General features: G+C 41.3%; 22 protein-coding genes. 13 read left to right on the forward strand and 9 right to left on the reverse strand.

Annotated features, from left to right (window positions below; translation table 11 throughout):
* Positions 1–23: 23 nt before the first annotated feature.
* Positions 24–560 (forward strand): gamma carbonic anhydrase family protein, encoded by a 537-nt coding sequence (locus CHJ_RS14875; RefSeq protein ID WP_317918031.1) that lies wholly within the window; start codon positions 24–26, stop codon positions 558–560.
* A 51-nt stretch (positions 561–611) separates the two neighbouring features.
* Here the strand turns inward: CHJ_RS14875 and CHJ_RS14880 are convergent, their stop codons facing one another.
* The 4 genes from CHJ_RS14880 to CHJ_RS14895 all read right to left on the reverse strand — a co-directional run bounded on the left by CHJ_RS14880 (position 612) and on the right by CHJ_RS14895 (position 3,245).
* Positions 612–878, reverse strand: coding sequence for a DUF1488 domain-containing protein (locus CHJ_RS14880; protein WP_171754934.1), 267 nt, complete (start codon positions 876–878; stop codon positions 612–614).
* On the reverse strand, positions 878–1,711 hold the full coding sequence (aroE, locus tag CHJ_RS14885; protein ID WP_317918032.1) for a shikimate dehydrogenase: 834 nt from the start codon (positions 1,709–1,711) through the stop codon (positions 878–880). Before aroE ends, CHJ_RS14880 begins: the two co-directional genes overlap by 1 nt.
* A gap of 63 nt (positions 1,712–1,774) precedes the next feature.
* Positions 1,775–2,680 (reverse strand): oxygen-dependent coproporphyrinogen oxidase, encoded by a 906-nt coding sequence (gene hemF / locus CHJ_RS14890; protein WP_171754936.1) that lies wholly within the window; start codon positions 2,678–2,680, stop codon positions 1,775–1,777.
* 7 nt (positions 2,681–2,687) lie between these two features.
* Positions 2,688–3,245, reverse strand: coding sequence for an L-threonylcarbamoyladenylate synthase (locus CHJ_RS14895; RefSeq protein ID WP_171754962.1), 558 nt, complete (start codon positions 3,243–3,245; stop codon positions 2,688–2,690).
* A 304-nt stretch (positions 3,246–3,549) separates the two neighbouring features.
* On the opposite strand from CHJ_RS14895, the gene purE reads away from it, so the two are divergent.
* Both purE and CHJ_RS14905 read left to right on the forward strand, forming a co-directional pair.
* On the forward strand, positions 3,550–4,035 hold the full coding sequence (gene purE, locus CHJ_RS14900) for a 5-(carboxyamino)imidazole ribonucleotide mutase (RefSeq protein ID WP_171754937.1): 486 nt from the start codon (positions 3,550–3,552) through the stop codon (positions 4,033–4,035).
* Positions 4,036–4,038: 3 nt separating this feature from the next.
* Positions 4,039–5,178, forward strand: a complete 1,140-nt coding sequence (locus tag CHJ_RS14905) for a 5-(carboxyamino)imidazole ribonucleotide synthase (RefSeq protein WP_317918033.1) — start codon at positions 4,039–4,041, stop codon at positions 5,176–5,178.
* Positions 5,179–5,195: 17 nt separating this feature from the next.
* Here CHJ_RS14905 and CHJ_RS14910 read toward each other — a convergent pair whose 3' ends face one another.
* From CHJ_RS14910 to dprA, 3 genes are read right to left on the reverse strand one after another with little or no spacing between them, the layout of a single operon-like run.
* A complete protein-coding gene (locus CHJ_RS14910; protein WP_317918034.1) occupies positions 5,196–5,765 on the reverse strand; it encodes a type I DNA topoisomerase in 570 nt (189 codons plus the stop codon).
* A gap of 32 nt (positions 5,766–5,797) precedes the next feature.
* Complete coding sequence (locus CHJ_RS14915) at positions 5,798–6,271, reverse strand: DUF494 family protein (RefSeq protein WP_171754940.1); 474 nt, start codon at positions 6,269–6,271, stop codon at positions 5,798–5,800.
* A 2-nt stretch (positions 6,272–6,273) separates the two neighbouring features.
* On the reverse strand, positions 6,274–7,377 hold the full coding sequence (gene dprA / locus CHJ_RS14920) for a DNA-processing protein DprA (protein ID WP_317918035.1): 1,104 nt from the start codon (positions 7,375–7,377) through the stop codon (positions 6,274–6,276).
* Between the two features lie 272 nt (positions 7,378–7,649).
* Between dprA and def the strand changes: the two genes are divergently transcribed.
* The 5 genes from def (at position 7,650) to CHJ_RS14945 (ending at position 13,336) form a co-directional block, all read left to right on the forward strand.
* Positions 7,650–8,162, forward strand: a complete 513-nt coding sequence (gene def, locus CHJ_RS14925; RefSeq protein ID WP_171754942.1) for a peptide deformylase — start codon at positions 7,650–7,652, stop codon at positions 8,160–8,162.
* An 11-nt stretch (positions 8,163–8,173) separates the two neighbouring features.
* A complete protein-coding gene (gene fmt / locus CHJ_RS14930) occupies positions 8,174–9,121 on the forward strand; it encodes a methionyl-tRNA formyltransferase (RefSeq protein ID WP_317918036.1) in 948 nt (315 codons plus the stop codon).
* A gap of 63 nt (positions 9,122–9,184) precedes the next feature.
* Positions 9,185–10,465 carry a 16S rRNA (cytosine(967)-C(5))-methyltransferase RsmB gene (rsmB, locus tag CHJ_RS14935; protein WP_171754944.1) on the forward strand — a complete coding sequence of 427 codons (1,281 nt, stop codon included), beginning with the start codon at positions 9,185–9,187 and terminating at the stop codon, positions 10,463–10,465.
* Positions 10,466–10,501: 36 nt separating this feature from the next.
* Positions 10,502–11,878, forward strand: a complete 1,377-nt coding sequence (gene trkA / locus CHJ_RS14940) for a Trk system potassium transporter TrkA (RefSeq protein WP_171754945.1) — start codon at positions 10,502–10,504, stop codon at positions 11,876–11,878.
* A 12-nt stretch (positions 11,879–11,890) separates the two neighbouring features.
* Positions 11,891–13,336, forward strand: a complete 1,446-nt coding sequence (locus CHJ_RS14945; RefSeq protein WP_317918037.1) for a TrkH family potassium uptake protein — start codon at positions 11,891–11,893, stop codon at positions 13,334–13,336.
* Between the two features lie 16 nt (positions 13,337–13,352).
* Here the strand turns inward: CHJ_RS14945 and trhA are convergent, their stop codons facing one another.
* Together trhA and CHJ_RS14955 are read right to left on the reverse strand one after the other, a co-directional pair.
* Positions 13,353–14,006 carry a PAQR family membrane homeostasis protein TrhA gene (gene trhA / locus CHJ_RS14950; protein ID WP_317918038.1) on the reverse strand — a complete coding sequence of 218 codons (654 nt, stop codon included), beginning with the start codon at positions 14,004–14,006 and terminating at the stop codon, positions 13,353–13,355.
* 68 nt (positions 14,007–14,074) lie between these two features.
* Positions 14,075–14,875 carry a sporulation protein gene (locus tag CHJ_RS14955; protein WP_317918039.1) on the reverse strand — a complete coding sequence of 267 codons (801 nt, stop codon included), beginning with the start codon at positions 14,873–14,875 and terminating at the stop codon, positions 14,075–14,077.
* Positions 14,876–15,254: 379 nt separating this feature from the next.
* Between CHJ_RS14955 and CHJ_RS14960 the strand changes: the two genes are divergently transcribed.
* The 5 genes from CHJ_RS14960 to CHJ_RS14980 all read left to right on the forward strand — a co-directional run bounded on the left by CHJ_RS14960 (position 15,255) and on the right by CHJ_RS14980 (position 19,149).
* The gene (locus tag CHJ_RS14960) at positions 15,255–15,422 is read left to right on the forward strand and encodes a hypothetical protein (protein ID WP_171754949.1); all 168 of its coding nucleotides are present in this window, start codon (positions 15,255–15,257) and stop codon (positions 15,420–15,422) included.
* A gap of 86 nt (positions 15,423–15,508) precedes the next feature.
* Positions 15,509–15,772, forward strand: a complete 264-nt coding sequence (locus CHJ_RS14965; protein WP_171754950.1) for a YihD family protein — start codon at positions 15,509–15,511, stop codon at positions 15,770–15,772.
* A gap of 253 nt (positions 15,773–16,025) precedes the next feature.
* Complete coding sequence (gene ccoG, locus CHJ_RS14970; protein ID WP_171754951.1) at positions 16,026–17,444, forward strand: cytochrome c oxidase accessory protein CcoG; 1,419 nt, start codon at positions 16,026–16,028, stop codon at positions 17,442–17,444.
* Between the two features lie 59 nt (positions 17,445–17,503).
* The gene (locus tag CHJ_RS14975; RefSeq protein ID WP_317918040.1) at positions 17,504–18,490 is read left to right on the forward strand and encodes a serine/threonine protein kinase; all 987 of its coding nucleotides are present in this window, start codon (positions 17,504–17,506) and stop codon (positions 18,488–18,490) included.
* A 59-nt stretch (positions 18,491–18,549) separates the two neighbouring features.
* Positions 18,550–19,149: a thiol:disulfide interchange protein DsbA/DsbL gene (locus CHJ_RS14980; RefSeq protein WP_171754953.1), complete on the forward strand. Its 600-nt coding sequence runs from the start codon at positions 18,550–18,552 to the stop codon at positions 19,147–19,149.
* The last annotated feature ends 60 nt before the right edge of the window (positions 19,150–19,209 follow it).

Here is a 19,209-nt window from a genome sequence, read left to right on the forward strand (position 1 = left end):
AACGTTTATTAAAAGGAATGATTATGAGTAGATTAAAAAGCTATAAAGGAATATACCCTGACATCGACGAATCCGCTTACGTTGATGAAAGTGCTGTTCTCGTTGGTGATATAGTTATTAGTAAAGATGCCAGTGTTTGGCCACTCGTCGCAGCACGGGGCGACGTTAACCACATTCGAATAGGTGAAAGAAGTAATATTCAAGATGGTAGCGTATTACACGTTACCCATAAAAACACCTCCAACCCTGATGGTTTTCCCCTCATTATTGGTAATGATGTCACTGTTGGGCATAAAGTAATGCTTCACGGTTGTACCATTCACAATAGAGTATTAATCGGCATGGCATCCATCGTTTTGGACGGGGCAGTGATAGAAGATGATGTCATGGTGGGTGCGGGAAGTCTTGTTCCACCAAACAAAACCTTAGAAAGTGGTTACCTCTATGTTGGCAGCCCTGTTAAGCAAGCCCGACCTTTAAAAGAGTACGAGCTCGCTTTCCTAAAGCAATCCGCTGAAAACTACGTTAAAAATAAAAACGAATACTTAAGTGAAATATAGTAGTTATAGTATTCATAGACTAAACGATTGAGTCTTTAGTTAATGATGGGGTTATAACTTTATCTCTATTTGTCCATCATGGTTAAAGTCTTCATCTTCAATCAACTGTTCCGCAAGCTCTTCTATATCAAATCTATATTCGGAAAATATATGAAGAGCTTGTTCCTCTCCTACTATATTCTCACCTTTTAGCTGAGATAAACTGGCTACAGTGATAATGCAGTCAATGCTAAGCCCTGACTGCTGGGCAATAAAAACAATTTGTTGTTTATCTTCTTGCCAGGTTTGCAGATCTGGAAATAAAATCGATTGATTCATTATACCTCCTCAAGGTTACGTCTAAGCTCTCTTAAGATCTGTTTTGTTCCAGGCCTCAACCCTCTCCACAGCATAAAACTTTCTGCAGCCTGCCCAACCAACATACCCAAACCATCATAGCTATGACTGGCACCATTCTCTAATGCCCACTGGTTGAAGGAGGTTAAACCCTTACCGTAAGACATATCGTAACTAATACAATTACCGTCAAAAATTGATGACGTAATATCTGGTACCTGTTTATATAAGCTTGCCGATGTTGAGTTGATGATAAGATCAAATTGATTCCCTACCGCTTCAAAAGGGCACGATACTATATTGCCGTACGGCACAAACATATCAACTAATTGCTGCGCCTTCTCATAAGTTCGATTCACCAATGTCAGTTGTGCTGGTTTTTGATCCAATAATGGTTTAATCACTCCCCTTGCCGCACCTCCTGCACCAATTAACAATATACGGCTATCTTTTAAAGGCACTTGATGTTGAAGCAGATCTTGTACTAACCCTTCACCGTCTGTGTTATCACCAAGGATTTCACCATCATCTAGCTTTTTCAACGTGTTCACTGCGCCTGAAAGCTGCGCTCTTTCTGTTAGCCTATCTGCAAACTGAAATGCCTGCTCTTTATACGGAGCTGTAATATTGCAACCACGCCCTCCTTGCTTAAAAAAATCACCTACTGCCGAAATAAAATCATCATCTTCAGGCTGATAACTTTGATATTGCAAGTTTTGCATAGTCTGTCTAGCAAATAGAGTATGTATAAAGGGAGATTTACTTTGTGAGATAGGGTTACCAAATACGCGATACTGATCAGGAGTGTTAGCCATTTCCTTGCCTACAAAAAAGGGTCAATATTATTGACCCTACCATTTCAACATCAATTCGCCAAGTTACCACTCTCGAGGTTTGAGATACTCTTGATAAAGATTGGCTTCCGCAGAACCTTCTTCTGGCTGGTAGCTATATTCCCAACGAGCAAGTGGCGGCATAGACATCAGTATAGACTCTGTTCGGCCTCCACTCTGTAAGCCAAACAGGGTTCCCCTGTCATACACCAAATTAAATTCCACATATCGACCTCTTCGGTAGAGCTGAAACTCTCTTTCTCTCTCACCAAACGGCATCTGCTTTCGCTTACTGACTATAGGTAAATAGGCATCTGTATAACCATTTCCAACGGATTTAATGTAATCAAAAGAACGTTCAAAGCCCCATTGATTAAGGTCATCAAAGAAAAGCCCCCCTATACCACGGGTTTCCTCTCTATGAGGCAGATAAAAATAGTCATCACACCACGCTTTATGTTCTTTATAAACATGGTTCCCAAAAGGCTGACAAATAGCTTTTGCTGTATCATGCCAATGTTGACAATCCTCCATAAATGGATAGAAAGGCGTTAGATCAAACCCACCACCAAACCACCAAATAGGTTCTTCACCCTCTTTTTCAGCAATAAAAAAACGAACATTGGCATGTGAAGTCGGTACATATGGATTATGCGGATGAAGAACTAATGAAACCCCCATGGCCTCGAAGTTCCTTCCTGCAAGTTCTGGTCGATGAGCCGTTGCAGAAGCTGGCATTTTTTTACCAAATACGTGGGAGAAGTTAACCCCACCTTGTTCAAATACACCACCATCTTTGAGAACCCTTGATCGCCCACCGCCACCAAGTTCTCGCTGCCAAGTATCTTCAATAAATTTTTCTTTTCCATCCACCATTTCTAATTGGTGACAAATGGAATCTTGAAGCGACATAAGAAAATGCTTCACTGCATCCTTGTCTATTTTGGACATAAATTCCTTATCCTTCTCGCAAAATGGTCAATGTTTTAGCATCACGAATTTCTGAAGGTTTAGATCTTCCTCCAGTCTCCCCTTCAACAATGACAACTGAGGTTTGTCCCAACTGTTGATACACCTCATTTGTCGTCATACAAGGCACCATGCCCGTCAAATTGGCACTAGTAGAGGTGATAGGCTTACCAAAGGCATCACACAATGCCTTAACCGTAGGATGATCCGTAACACGAACTGCAACCGTATTAAATTGGCCTGACACAAATGGTGAAACTAAATCACTAGCTGGCATTACCCAAGTAATCGCAGCTGGCCAAGATTGTTTAATCTGCTCTAGTTGCTCTGCGGTTAAAGACCTCTCATCAACATACGGACGCAACTGTTGATAACTGGAAGCAATTAAGATTAACCCTTTCTCCACAGGACGCTGCTTAATCGCAAGCAGCTCTTTAATCGCATCAATATTATCAGGGTCACAACCCACACCGAAGACTCCTTCTGTGGGATAAGCGATCACTCTACCTACTTCAAGCGCTTGTACGGCTTTATCTACATTTTCCATATTCATGATTAATCGATTCATTGTTCCTTTTAGTGTACAAATTCCTATTTCATCTGACTAAGCTTATTTATCTCTATTTATAAGATAATCCATTTCATTGAAATTACGCGTTATCAGGGCCTCAAATTAATCTCTGTTAACTATTATACCCAACAATAAAATTGACAAGATACGCTAACGGCTTTTCACTGCATTAAGGTGCTAACATGGATAAAATGTTTGACGCAAACGTTTTCCTTCTGGTTTTTTAGCCTTATAATGCGCGAAAATAATCCAAAACCAACGCGCTACATCAGGAGTTAATATGAAAGTCGGTATTATCATGGGGTCAAAATCGGACTGGCCAACGATGAAACTCGCTGCAGAGATGCTTGATCTCTTTGGTGTTCCATACGAAACCAAAGTGGTATCAGCTCACCGAACTCCTCAACTATTAGCTGATTATGCTAGTGGAGCGAAAGAGAACGGAATTAAAGTCATTATTGCTGGCGCAGGCGGCGCAGCCCATCTACCAGGAATGACTGCAGCATTTACCAGCATCCCTGTACTAGGTGTTCCAGTCCAATCGAAAGCACTAAAAGGAATGGACTCACTACTCTCTATTGTTCAAATGCCAAAAGGCATCGCAGTGGGAACGCTGGCAATAGGTGAGGCTGGGGCGGCAAATGCAGGACTGCTCGCAGCACAAATTATTGGAACGCAAGATGACCTTGTAATGCAGAAAGTCGAGAAGTTCCGTAGCGACCAAACTGAAACTATTTTAGCCAACCCTGACCCAAGCGAGGAGTAGTGCATGCATGTTCTTGTTTTAGGGGCTGGTCAACTTGCCCGAATGATGGCTCTAGCAGGTGCACCATTAAATATCACTATTTCAGCATTTGATGTTCGATCAAACAATATTGTCCACCCACTCACGCTAGAAGTATTAGGAACTGGATTAGAGGGTGCAATTGACAAGGCAGATGTCATCACCGCAGAGTTTGAACATATTCCAAATGATGTATTAGATATCTGCCAACAAAGTGGTAAGTTTCTACCAAATGCAGCGGCTATTCGAGCGGGGGGAGACAGAAGACAAGAGAAGACACTTCTCGATCAAGCCTCGGTTAACAACGCAAAATACTACGTAATTAATAGTCGAGAAGATTTTGACATTGCAATTCGTCATGTTGGTTTACCTATGGTACTGAAAAGTACGCTTGGTGGCTATGATGGCAAAGGACAATGGCGATTGACTCAATCCGATCAAATAGAATCAATTTGGTCGGAACTACATCAGTGTATTCACGAGACCAAAAACCAAGCCATTGTGGCCGAAGAATTTGTCTCTTTTGACCGAGAAGTATCACTGGTGGGCACAAGAAGCAAACAAGGTGAAATAAAGGTCTATCCATTAACCGAAAACATTCACACCAACGGTGTATTAACCCTTTCAACTGCCATAGCAAATGCAACCTTACAAAAACAAGCGGAACAAATGTTTATCGCGATTGCAGAAGAGTTGAATTATGTTGGCACTTTAGCGATAGAGTTCTTTGATGTTAAAGGCACTTTATTGGTTAACGAAATTGCACCACGAGTTCACAACTCAGGTCACTGGACTCAACAGGGAGCGGATGTTTGCCAATTTGAAAATCATCTACGGGCAGTGTGTGGCCTGCCATTAGGCAGCACTCAATTACTTCGTCCTACTGCGATGATCAATATATTGGGTGAGGACTCACTTCCAGAACAGCTACTTGCAATGAACAATTGTCATATTCATTGGTATGGTAAAGAGAAAAGACCGGGTCGAAAAATGGGTCACATAAATGTATCTGCTGAAAGTACTTTGGAGTTAGGTAAGCAACTACTTACTATCAGTGATATCGTTGATAAGTCGTCATTTCCAAGCATAATCGAAGGGGCGAATAAACTCATTAATCAAGCATAAACTCAGCTATCGCAGTTTTAACTTCCTTGAGTGTGCTGACATTTTCGGTTAGCACACTGAATGGAGTCCCCTTTCTGAGTATGTTTATCTACCAATAGAGGATAACCACACTGCTCACACTTACCTTTTCTAGGTTGCTGGTTAAGGGCAAATTTGCATTTAGGAAAGTTATCACAGGCGTAAAAAACTTTACCAAACCGAGATTTTCTTTCTACTAAATGGCCAATAGAACATTCCGGACAAAGAAAACTTGCATCATCGTCCTTGTCCTCTTCTTTATGATCTAAAGACTCAATATGATTACAGTCGGGATAACTACTGCAGCCAATAAACATGCCATAGCGCCCCTGCCTTAATACCAGTTCACTTTGGCAACTAGGACAGGCAACCCCTAACGCTTTGACAATATGACCATCATTTTGATGGAGTGGTTTAATATAATCACATTTAGGATAAACAGAACAGCCAAGAAAAGGGCCATTTTTGCTATGACGAACACTCAGCTCCCCGGAGCACTTAGGACAAGGATCGTGCTCTAACGCATGTTCATGCGCGGTAAACAGTTGATGATCAATTTTGCCACTCATAATGCTTTACTGCCTTAAGATAAAAAGCGAGATCAGTGAAGAATGCCCGTCTCTGCGGTATATAAGAGCTCTTCCATTAATGTGTATGCGTTCTCATTTCCCGGCACATTAAACAGCACCATTAAGATAACCCATTTTAAATCATCAAGATGTAATTCTTGAGTTTCTAATCCCATAACTCGATCAATGACCATCTCACGAGTTTCAGTTGTTAACACATTAACCTGTTCAAGAAAAATCAGAAAACCTCGACACTTAACGTCGAGTCGACCCATCTCTTTTTCGGTATAAATACGAGTAGAAGTTGCCGCGTTAGTTTCAATGACTGAGCGAGTATCACTCTGCTGCAATGCAGCAAGATCTTCTAACCAATCTAACGCTTTATATATCTCTTTTTGATGGAAACCAGCTCTCAATAGCTCTTCTTCAAGTTCGTCTTGGTCCACCATCAACTCAGCATCACTATGGATGTAGGTTTCGAACAAATACATTAAGATGTCCATCATAGCTAACCCCTCCTCATTCGAATATAGCCACCAGTAACGGCAGCAACATGCCCTTGAAGCTCGAGCTCAAGAAGCTGCATCATTACTTTACTCACAGGTATATTGGTCCTCTGTGCCAAAATATCAACTGGTGTAGCCTCTACTCCTACGTTAGCTAACAGTTGATGAAATGGCAATTGTTCATTTTCATCTTGTTGGTCAAAAAGTTCCAACTGCTTATCAATAGACCAATTTAACAAGCTTTCTATTTCAACCAATATATCTTCACAATTCTGAACGAGCTTAGCTCCCTGCTGAATCAACTTATTACTACCCAAACTATGTGGGCTCTGTATGGTACCGGGAAGAGCAAAAACATCACGATTTTGCTCCAGAGCATAACGAGCAGTTATCAATGAACCACTTTTTAACGCCGCTTCAACAACCAACACGCCACAAGATAAACCACTGATAATTCTGTTTCGACGGGGAAAGTGCTCAGCCCTAGGTTTCGCATTGGGACGGAACTCAGAGACTAGCGCACCACTATCAATGATTCTTGATGCCAATGATTTGTGTCTTGAGGGATAAATATTGTCTAATCCAGAACCTAATACCGCGATCGTTTTTCCTTTTGCAGATAACGCCCCGTCATGAGCATAACCGTCTATACCTAAAGCGAGCCCACTGGTGATAATTAATTTCTGCTCAACTAAGCTCGCAGAAAAGCGCTTAGCTAGGTTAAGGCCATCAATACTGGCATTCCGGCTTCCTACAATAGCGATCTGTGGTCTAGAGAGTAGTTTCGGATCGCCTTTAATAAATAATACTGGTGGGGGTGACGCAATCTCCTTTAATAGAGAAGGATAAAGCTCACAATTCAAAGTAATAATATGATTGCAGCAGCTAGCATCTCGCCACTTTAAACACAACTCCGCATCACTTCTTGCCTGATGCTTTATATAGTGTACTTGCTTACTGTTAAAGCCTATAGACTGCAGCCTGGCTGTAGAGTAACCGACAATATTTTCTGCCGAATCTAAATAAAGTAGCTTGGTAAGTTTATAACCACCAATATTTGGGGTGGCACTTAGCATTAGCCAGGAGAGAAGCTGTTTTTCTTTCATATCTCACTCTCAATAGACTTCAACGATATAACACAATGATTTTGCTTAGAAAAAAAACCGTTTTCATTAAGAAATTGATCGCCATTGTGACCGAATTAAATGAAGATAAAAAAATGGATAAAAAAAACACAAAAAAAAGAGTAAACTACTCAAAAATTGGCATCACTCCACCTATCTATCAGGTTGAATGCTGTCATTTGGTCATTAAAATGTCTAGAATTGAGTCAACCAACATAAAGCTGATTCGGCACAGTTCAATTTTTTGAGTGTATATGTCTGTATTACAAGTATTAACTTTTCCAGATGATCGCCTTCGCACAGTCGCAAAGCCTGTAGAGAAAGTGACCGCTGAAATCCAAAAATTCGTCGACGACATGATTGAAACCATGTACGAAGAAGAAGGTATCGGCCTTGCCGCTACTCAAGTCGACTTTCATCAACGTATCGTCGTTATTGATATTTCTGAAACTCGCGATCAACCAATGGTGTTAATTAATCCTGAAATCACGGAAAAACGTGGAGAGGATGGCATCGAAGAAGGTTGTCTTTCTGTACCAGGCGCAAGAGCTCTGGTATCAAGAGCATCAGAAGTCAGCGTTAAAGCCCTTAATAGAGATGGTGAAGCATTCACATTTGAAGCAGATGACCTATTGGCTATCTGTGTTCAGCATGAGCTTGACCACTTAGAAGGGAAATTATTTGTAGATTATCTTTCCCCCTTAAAGCGTAAGCGAATCAAAGATAAGCTGGAAAAAATAAAACGCTATAACGAAAAAAACAGATAAACGAGGTTTCCTTGAGCCAACCATTACGTATTGTCTTTGCAGGAACTCCTGACTTCGCCGCCCGTCACTTGGCGGCGTTGTTGTCTACGGAGCATGAGGTTATTGCTGTTTATACTCAGCCTGACCGACCAGCAGGAAGAGGCAAAAAACTAACCGCGAGTCCGGTTAAAAATATTGCATTAGAAAATAACATTGCCGTCTATCAGCCTGAAAACTTTAAGTCTGATGAAACAAAACAGCAACTACGTGATCTAAATGCAGACTTAATGGTAGTGGTTGCTTACGGGTTACTATTACCACAAGCCGTATTAGATACTCCAAGACTAGGTTGTATCAATGTCCATGGCTCGATCCTACCAAGATGGAGAGGAGCCGCTCCTATCCAACGTTCAATTTGGGCAGGAGACAAAGAGACCGGGGTTACCATTATGCAGATGGATATCGGCTTGGACACGGGTGACATGCTAAAAATTGCCAGTTTACCGATAGAATCTAGCGATACCAGCGCATCAATGTACGATAAATTGGCTGAATTAGGTCCTAAAGCGCTGGTGGATTGCTTATCCGATATCGCAGCGGATAAATCAGTAGCAGAGCAACAAAAAGATGACTTGGCAAGCTACGCTAAGAAGCTGTCTAAAGAAGAAGCAAAAATTGATTGGTCGCAACCTGCCGAGTTTATTGAACGCTGTATAAGAGCGTTCAATCCATGGCCGATGAGTTATTTTTCCGTCGCGGATAATAATATTAAAGTGTGGAAAGCTCGTGTAGAAAATCATCGCTCAGACAAATCTGCAGGCACCATTTTGCAAGCAGACAAAAGCGGGATCTATATTTGTACTGGAAAAGAGACGTTAGTGCTTGAACAAATTCAAATTCCAGGTAAAAAAGCGATGTCGGTACAAGATGTTCTTAACTCTAAAAGCAGTTGGTTTGAAATAGATAGCCAACTAAGTTAAAACATCAACAGAAGGCTAGCTCTGCTAGCCTCTTCTTTTTAGAACAACAATTAAGGTTATATCATGAATGTTCGCGCCGCCGCGGCTAAAGTTCTTTATCAAGTAGTAGATAAAGGCCAGTCACTATCCACTGCACTGCCTGAAGCGCAGCAAACTATAAAGCCTCGTGATCATGCGTTGTTGCAAGAGATCTGTTACGGCGCGTTACGTTATTTACCTCGCCTAGAGTCCATCGCAAACCAATTAATGGATAACCCGTTAAAAGGTAAAAAACGAGTTATTCATCACCTTGTTTTAGTTGGTATTTACCAAATCAGTTTTATGCGTATACCGGCTCATGCAGCAGTAGGAGAAACGGTAGAAGCGACCAATACTCTTCGTGAACCTAGACTACGCGGCCTAATAAACGCGGTATTACGAAACTATCAAAGAAATCAAGATGAACTGGATCAACAGGCCGTAAGTCATGATGCAGGTAAATATGGCCATCCGAGCTGGCTGCTAAACATGCTAAAAAACGCTTACCCAGACCAATGGCAAACAGTTGTAGAAGCAAACAACAGTAAAGCGCCAATGTGGTTACGTGTAAATAGCCAGCACCACAGTCGAGATGAGTACCTCGCGCTACTAGAAAAAGAAAACATAACGGGCTCAACTCTATCCGAAGCAGATGATGCCATTAAACTGGATTCACCCTGTGATGTATCCCTTCTTCCTGGCTTTGATAAAGGCTGGGTATCGGTTCAAGATGCAGCGGCACAGTTGTCAGTTAATTATCTACAACCACAAGATAACGAACTCATTCTCGATTGTTGCGCCGCTCCCGGTGGTAAAACTGCCCACATTCTAGAGCGAACCAATAACTGCAAAGTCGTGGCTATTGATAGTGATAAGTTCCGACTAAAACGAGTTTATGACAACCTTAATAGACTGCAATTACAAGCTGAAGTTATTTGTGGCGATGCACGCACACCAACAGCTTGGTGGTCTGGAGAGAAGTTTGACCGAATACTGCTTGATGCTCCTTGCTCTGCAACCGGCGTTATCCGTCGTCACCCCGATATTAAGTGGTTACGTCGCTTAAATGATATTACGGCATTAGCTACTCTACAGAGTGAAATAATGGACGCGATGTGGCAACAGCTTAAAGTCGGTGGCACAATGGTTTATGCAACCTGTTCAATCTCACCTCAAGAAAATGTACAGCAAGTCACTGCATTTTTGCAGCGAACAGAGGGTGCACAACTTGTTGGTTCAGAGATTGACAATCCGGGTAGACAAATACTTCCTGGCGAAGAAAATATGGACGGTTTCTATTACGCCGTACTGGTAAAACAAGCGTAGAACATTACTTATTGATTCCTAAAGAGATCAAATAACATGAAAATCATTATTCTTGGTGCAGGTCAGGTCGGCGGCACATTAGCGGAAAATTTAGTTGGTGAAAACAACGACATCACCATTATCGATCGAGATGGCGACCGTTTACGAGAGCTACAAGATAAATATGATTTACGTGTTATTAATGGCTTTGCTAGTCACCCAGAAACATTAAGAGAAGCGGGTGCTCAAGATGCTGATATGCTTGTAGCGGTAACCAACTCTGATGAAACCAATATGGCCGCTTGCCAAGTTGCATTCACCATATTTAATACACCAAACCGAATTGCTCGAATTCGCTCTCCTGAGTACTTAAAAGAAAAAGATGCACTTTTTCAATCGGGTGCCGTTCCTGTAGATCATCTCATTGCCCCAGAGGAGTTGGTAACAAGTTATATTCAACGCCTTATACAGTACCCGGGCGCCCTTCAGGTTGTTAGTTTCGCCGATAAAAAGGTCAGTCTTGTCGCGGTTAAAGCGTATTACGGTGGCCCTCTGGTTGGAAACGCACTATCGACTCTTCGAGATCATATGCCGCATATTGATACTCGTGTAGCCGCAATATTTCGTCAAGGTCGACCAATTCGCCCTCAAGGTACAACCATTATCGAGGCCGATGATGAAGTCTTCTTTGTTGCTGCTAGCAATAACATCCGTTCAGTAATGAGTGAGTTACAGCGATTAGAAAAACCTTATCGCCGAATCATGATTGTGGGAGGAGGAAACATTGGAGCGTCACTCGCAAAACGCCTAGATCAAGACCATAGCGTTAAGCTAGTAGAACGAAGCTTAACTCGTGCAGAGAAGTTATCTGAAGAGCTAGAGAATACCATTGTATTTTGTGGTGATGCCGCTGATCAGGAACTATTAACTGAAGAGAACATCGATCAAGTTGACGTCTTTATCGCGCTAACCAATGAAGACGAAACCAATATCATGTCTGCCATGCTTGCTAAACGGTTAGGGGCAAAGAAAGTAATGGTGCTTATTCAGCGTGGCGCTTATGTTGACCTTGTGCAAGGTGGCGTAATTGATGTTGCCATCTCTCCACAGCAAGCCACTATTTCCGCGTTATTAACCCACGTACGTCGAGCAGATATTGTTAACGTATCGTCATTACGCAGAGGAGCTGCAGAGGCGATTGAAGCCATTGCTCACGGTGATGAAACTACGTCAAAAGTCGTAGGACGAGCAATAGGAAAACTTCGCTTACCACCTGGAACAACCATTGGGGCCATTGTTCGTGGTGACGAAGTGATGATAGCGCATGACAAAACTGTCATTGAGCAGGACGACCATGTGGTGATGTTCTTAGTTGATAAGAAATATGTACCGGATGTAGAAGCGCTATTCCAGCCAAGCCCATTTTTCTTATAACATCACACAGCTATGGTAAACCTTAGACCCATTCTGTTTGTTATTGGACTCGTGCTATCCAAATTAGCACTGTTCATGTATGTCCCAACATTAGTGGCTTTTCTATCAGGCACTGATGGCTTTCTTGAATTTGGTAAATCGGTATTAATTACCCACTTAATCTCCTTTATCTGCGTAACATTAGGACGAAAAAAACCGTTTAGACTCGGAGTTAGGGATATGTTTCTTATCACCTCTTTGGTGTGGACTATCTCTAGCGCTTTTGCTGCGTTACCTTTTGTATTTATTAATCACATCAGCTTTACTGACGCCTATTTCGAGACCATGTCGGGTATAACAACCACAGGTTCAACCGTATTAAGCGGCTTGGACAATATGGCGCCCAGCATACTGTTATGGCGTTCCATTTTACAATGGTTAGGCGGTATTGGCTTTATTGTGATGGCCGTTGCAATACTTCCCATGTTAAATGTTGGAGGCATGCGACTGTTCCAAACAGAATCATCAGACTGGTCAGATAAAAGCAGTCCAAGAGCCAAAACCGTTGCCAAGAACATAGTTGCCGTCTATTTAGCGCTGACCATAGCCTGCTTTATCGGTTACCTTATTACTGGAATGGGGCCATTTGATGCGGTAAATCATGCATTTACAACGCTTTCAACGGGGGGCTACTCGACATCAGATAGCTCTATGAACCTTTTCTCTAATGGCGCGCATTGGGTAGGTACGGTGTTTATGTTTTTGGGGGGATTGCCCTTCCTTCTATTTGTCAGTGCGATTAGAAGCCGTTCATTACGTGCTTTGTACCATGATGCTCAAGTAAAGGGATTTACGATCCTATTTCTTGCCACCAGCTTAGTGGTCGCAATTTGGTTACAAGTTCATAATCACTATAGTTTCCCTGATGCTATCCGTGTCTCTATGTTTAATATTGTCTCCGTGGTAACCACAACGGGATACGGATTAGAAGATTTTACTGCATGGGGAGCGCTTCCAACGGTCATATTTGCCTTCTTAATGCTATCAGGCGCCTGTTCAGGCTCCACATCTGGCGGTATTAAAATATTCCGTTTTCAAATAGCCATAACACTGCTAAATAAACAGATGATGAAGCTGATTCATCCTTCCGGTATTTTCGTTCAACGCTACAACAAACGTCCCGTTAACGATGACATTGTTCGCTCCGTGGTCGCCTTTGCCATCACTTTTTTTGCCACTATTATTATTGTCGCCGCTTCATTAGCCTCGCTCGGCCTCGACCCTGTTACCAGTATTTCAGGCGCAGTAACGGCCGTTGCTAATGTTGGACCGGGTATGGGCACAGTGATTGGCCCAACAGGTAACTTTTCATCATTACCTGATATAGCAAAATGGATTTTAAGTTTTGGAATGCTGATGGGACGACTGGAAATACTCACTATTTTGGTACTATTTTTCCCCGCATTTTGGAAAAGCTAATCGCTATCTAGATAAACTAAACAGGATCGATATAGAGATAAATAGCAAAGAAATGGCAAATACAGCCTAATAAAACAAAACCATGCCAAATAGCATGGTTAAATGGAACGCGTTTAGACACGTAGAAAATCACACCTAGAGAATATACAACACCACCAATAGCAAGCAACACAAGCCCTGCTATATCAATATATAAAGCGAGTTGATAGATAACGATCAATGAGAGCCATCCCATCAACAGATAAGTGACCAAAGATAACTTTTTATATTTATAAACAAAGGCTATTTTAAACACAATCCCTACCAATGCTATCCCCCAAATCACCGCCATTAACCCCATAGCTAAAGGTGTTCTTAATCCCACCATTAAGAATGGAGTATAGCTACCTGCAATCAATAAATAGATTGCACAGTGATCCAGTGTTTTTAATGTTCGCTTCGCATTTTGATAAGGAATGGCATGGTAAAGCGTAGAAGCGGTAAACAGCAAAATAATGCTCGCACCATACACAGTCATGCTAACAATTGTCATCATATCTGCTTGAGCGCTTACCGCTTTAGTTAGCAGAAGAACTAAACCAATAACCCCCAGCACAACACCTATGCCATGGGTAATACTGTTAGCAATCTCTTCCTGCTGACTGTAATTAGTGTTCACTGGGCGACTCATACTCTACTCTCCATTTTGCGACGGCTTAACTCAATCCATAGCCAGTAAACACTGAAAGACCACAAATATTATGTTGTCGATTTTAAGTATTCGATCACTTTTTCACCGGCTTCTTGCTCAGTGAGAGTGAGAGGCAGCTTCAAGTGTCGCTTCAATTCACCTTTGCCTAATAGACTAGAAAGCATTCCTTTTATGCCCTCTTTCTGCCTATCTATTTCAAACCACAGTTCTAGCTCTTCAGGGTGACGGTACAACACTATCTCCAGCTCTCTCCACACCCCATGAAACGGCCCTGTTGTAGGGACAAACTCAAACTCTTGAACGAATGGCATATCAAAACCCGATGTCGCTTCACACTCGACTTGTCGAATTCTCAACCCTTGTTCTTCTAACTCAGAAAATATGCCATCCAACAATCTATCAGGTCGAACCGTTAGCATATCTTTATCGGTAGGATCTTTGGCTAAAGAGATATCCAACCCTGTTTCTAACCAAACTTTCGTGTCACCAATTGAGACAGGTGTATTTAGGGGAATATCCAGCTCGACATCAAACTGCCGATGTTGACCGGGCTCTATGGTAAAAGCGTACGGCAAGGTCCAGCTCGCTAAAACATAGTTTTTAGATACTTTTTTCGTTTCTGTTTGGCTTCCGCCTTCACTAGAATTACTTTCTACCTTCTCTTCAGCAAAATATCGGCAGTAAATCTTTAACTCAATGTTCTCAATATCCTGAGCGGTCGAACCACCATACACCTCTATAGAAATGTTGGCTTTTTCACCGGCGATCAAAAACTCTTGCTGTACTATCGAGTCTACTCGTGCAGAACCAATGCCAAAACTTGCTAGCGTTTTTTTAAAAAAAGACATGGGCAACCCTCTCTATCAGACAACTTAACCAAAACAGACACTAATTCGCGACTTTTCGCTTGTTCATACTCTAATCTATATCAATAACATAACAGAGCATCTTTTTGTTTTCTAACATAACTCATATTAGCGTTATATAAATAAAACAAACCAGCATAATGCGAATAAATTTCAAACTAAAAGTGATTAAAAAAAAGACATTATTTTCCGTGATAGCTCGATCCTGTAAGATCTTGATGATATGCTTAATATAGATATGTAATCACATGTCTATACACCTGATTATCTATAGGAATGGCAAGCGCCAAAACGAGATTTATCTCATAGTTGATCGGGCCATTAATTTGGCAAAGGAAGTGCCTGACTGTTAGGTAAAGTAGTGAGACCAACATCTGTCAGGTTTTCGCGCACCAATCGAAGCGCGTCATATCACCGCTGTGGCTCTGCCTCTGCTCCTGTTACTCAAAAACCAGCACCAACAACGTCGCTGGTAAAACGAGCAGCATTAGCCAAGAATGCAGAAGCCAAAGTTACACATGCGGCATAATAAAAAGCGCAGTCTTAATCCGCTGCGCTTTTTTCTTTCTCGAGTATTTGCTAACTTACCTTCATAATCAATAAATGGAGTACGTGATGAAATGTCACCGAGTTAATGAAGTGATCGAGCTTCTCCACCCTGAATGGCAAAAAGAACCAGACTTAAACCTTATGGAGTTTATTGCCAAGTTAAGTCAAGAAGCGGGGTACCAAGGAAGCCTTAATGACCTCACCGACGATATTCTGATTTATCACCTAAAAATGAGAAATTCAGAAAAAGATCAAATGATTCCGGGGTTAGCTAAAGATCAAGAAGATGACTTTAAAACAGCAATACTCAAGGCTCGTGGTATTATTTAGCCGCCTTTTACAACTGAATCATTATAAAACGACACACTATGTGTCGTTTTTTTGTTCAAGCTTCACAGAAATATGTTAAAAATAGACCGCCATTAAGAAACATATATGTTAACAGTTATATAATTCACGGCGAAATAGGCAAACCGTCTCACATTCCATCGTGAGGGTATTGCTCTATTAATAATAACAATGAAAGTAATGTCAAAAAGATGCCGCTCAACAGGCATCAAAAATCAGCCCACAAGGAAAGCAAATGAGTCAGGATAAAATAGATATAAAAGATGTGACTCCCAAAACTTACAACCCAAAAACTCACAAAGGCAACCAAGACCGGTTTAACCCAAACAACCGAATCTATGTCAGGGAAAGCAAAGGCACATTTCAAAAACTAAGACGTTATGGTTCTTGGTTCTTACTGTTGCTATTTGGTCTAACACCTTGGATACCCTATGGTGAAAGACAAGCAATTTTACTCGATATTGGTAGCCAACAGTTTAACTTCTTCGGTACAACACTCTACCCTCAAGATCTCACTTTGCTTGCATTGCTCTTTATGATTGCGGCTTTTGGACTCTTCTTTATCACAACATTTTTAGGACGGGTTTGGTGTGGGTATTTATGCCCTCAGACAGTATGGACATTTATGTACATATGGTTTGAAGAGAAATTAGAAGGCTCTGCCAACAAACGAAGGAAACAAGACAGCAAAAAGCTCACCTCAAATTTGGTATTAAGGAAAACCTTAAAACATCTAGCGTGGTTTGCTATCGCCCTCATCACAGGCTTTACCTTTGTCGGCTACTTTGTACCCATTAAATCACTGGTTATTGATTTTCTAACCTTTAACAGTACATTTTGGGCCGGATTTTGGGTTCTGTTTTTCGCTATTTGTACTTACGCTAATGCTGGCTGGATGCGTTCTATCGTCTGTTTGCACATGTGCCCTTACGCACGTTTTCAATCTGCCATGTTCGATAAAGATACCTATATTGTCGGATACAATCCCGAGCGTGGAGAATCAAGAGGAGCAAGATCACGAAAAGCAGATCCAAAGAAAATGGGACTTGGTGACTGTATTGACTGTGATCTTTGTGTTCAGGTATGCCCTACAGGAATAGACATTAGAGACGGCCTTCAGTATGAGTGTATAAACTGTGGCGCGTGTATTGATGCATGTAATGTCACCATGGACAGAATGGGTTATGAGAAAGACCTGATTAGCTATACTACTGAACATCGTTTATCGGGCAATAGCACCAAAATCATGAGACCCAAACTCATTGGTTATGGCTCAGTGATGATATTAATGATTGCTCTATTTTTTGTTCAAATTGCAAGTGTTGAACCTGTTGGCATGAGTGTACTTAGGGATAGAAACCAACTATTCAAGGTGAATAGCAGTGGCATGACAGAGAACACCTATACCCTTAAAGTCATCAATAAAACACAGCAACCGCAACAGTACCAATTAGATGTGAGCGGATTAACTGATGTCACTTGGTATGGTAAGCAAACTATTCAGGTCTCTCCAGGAGAAGTTCTTAACCTTCCTATTAGTTTAGGTGTCACCTCAGACAAACTTAGCTCACCTGTTTCCACAATTCAGTTTATACTCACTGACAGCAACCAATTTACTATCACAGTAGAGAGTCGATTTATAAACAAATTATAAATCGACCATTTGATAGAAAAGGGCTCGGCAACGAGTCCTTTTTGTTTCTGGAACTAAATATGATAAATAATGCTTTTAATTTTGATGCCTTAACACCCGATTTTATGTGGTATGCCTTAGAGAGTATTGGTATACGAGCAGAGTCAGGTTTGTTGGCATTAAATAGCTATGAGAACCGCGTTTACCAATTTGTTGATGAAGAGAAAAAGCGTTATGTGGTCAAATTTTATCGACCTCAACGCTGGAGTAAAGAACAGATACAAGAAGAACACGACTTTACACTAGAGTTACTTGAACATGATGTCCCCGTTGCTCCACCAGCGATTATAAATGGGCAATCACTTCATCAATACAATGGTTATCTGTTTGCGCTATTTCAAAGCGTTGGAGGCCGCCAATTTGAGGTCGACAACTATGAGCAGTTAGAGTGGGTGGGCCGTTTTATGGGACGAATCCACAATGTCGCAAAACAGAAAACGTTCTTACATAGACCTCAAATATCATTACAAGAGTATCTATATCAGCCAAGGTCATACTTGGAAAACTCTACCTTTATTCCATCACATATAGAAAACAGCTTTTTTAGCGATTTAAACTTGCTAATAAAATCGATAGAAAAAAATTGGTCAGACGAATATCAAACCATCCGCCTACATGGCGATTGTCATCCAGGAAATATTTTATGGCGTGATGGCCCTATGTTTGTTGACTTAGATGACGCCAGAAACGGGCCAGCTATTCAAGATTTGTGGATGCTATTAAATGGAGATAGGACGGATAAACTGGCACAACTCGATACTATCTTAGAAGGGTATGAAGAGTATTGTGACTTCAACTCATCAGAGCTTGCACTTATTGAGCCTCTTCGTGGTTTGCGCATGGTGCATTACATGGCTTGGCTTGCTAAACGATGGAATGATCCTGCCTTTCCTTTAGCTTTCCCATGGTTTGCAGATGCAAGGTACTGGGAAAATCAAGTTCTGGCAATAAAAGAGCAGATAGCAGCATTGCAAGAACCTGTATTGACGCTGACACCGCAATGGTAGCCAATCACCCTAAAAACTGATAGAAATACAGTCTAAACAATAAAGGAGAGATTCACTTAATGAAAAAAGTATTTATTCTACTGGCGACTCTTTTAGCCAGCGTTTCAATACATGCCGCTCAATTTAATGAGGGGGATCATTACCAAGTATTGGATGTAAACAAATCATCTTCACCTGTAGTCACTGAGTTTTTCTCTTTCTATTGCCCACACTGCTTAAAGTTTGAACCCTTTATCAATGAGTTGAAAAAGAAAATTCCGGACAATGCAAAACTGCAAAAAGTCCATGTCTCATTTATGGGTGGAAACATGGCAGTGCCTGTAGCAAAAGCTTATGCCACCATGGTTGTGTTAAAAGTAGAAGAGACCATGGTGCCTTACTTCTTTAAACAAATTCAGATATTACAAAACGCCCCTCAATCAGAAGCCGATATTCGTCAAATGTTTATAGATAACGGCATAGATGGAAAGAAATTTGATTCTGCTTACAACGGTTTTGCTGTTGATTCCATACAAAAACGTTTCGACAAGCAATTTACATCTACCGGTCTACAAGGGGTTCCCGGGGTCGTCGTCAATAATAAGTACCTAGTAAAAACAGATAAATTAAAAGGCTACGATGACTATTTTGATTTGGTGAACTTTTTACTAAAAAAATAGCACTGACAACGAGCTGCAGTAACAAAAAGTACTCATTATTAAAATGGAGCCTAAGGCTCC

The organism is Vibrio sp. MACH09, from assembly GCF_033238805.1.
In the GTDB taxonomy this organism is placed as follows: Bacteria; Pseudomonadota; Gammaproteobacteria; order Enterobacterales; family Vibrionaceae; genus Vibrio.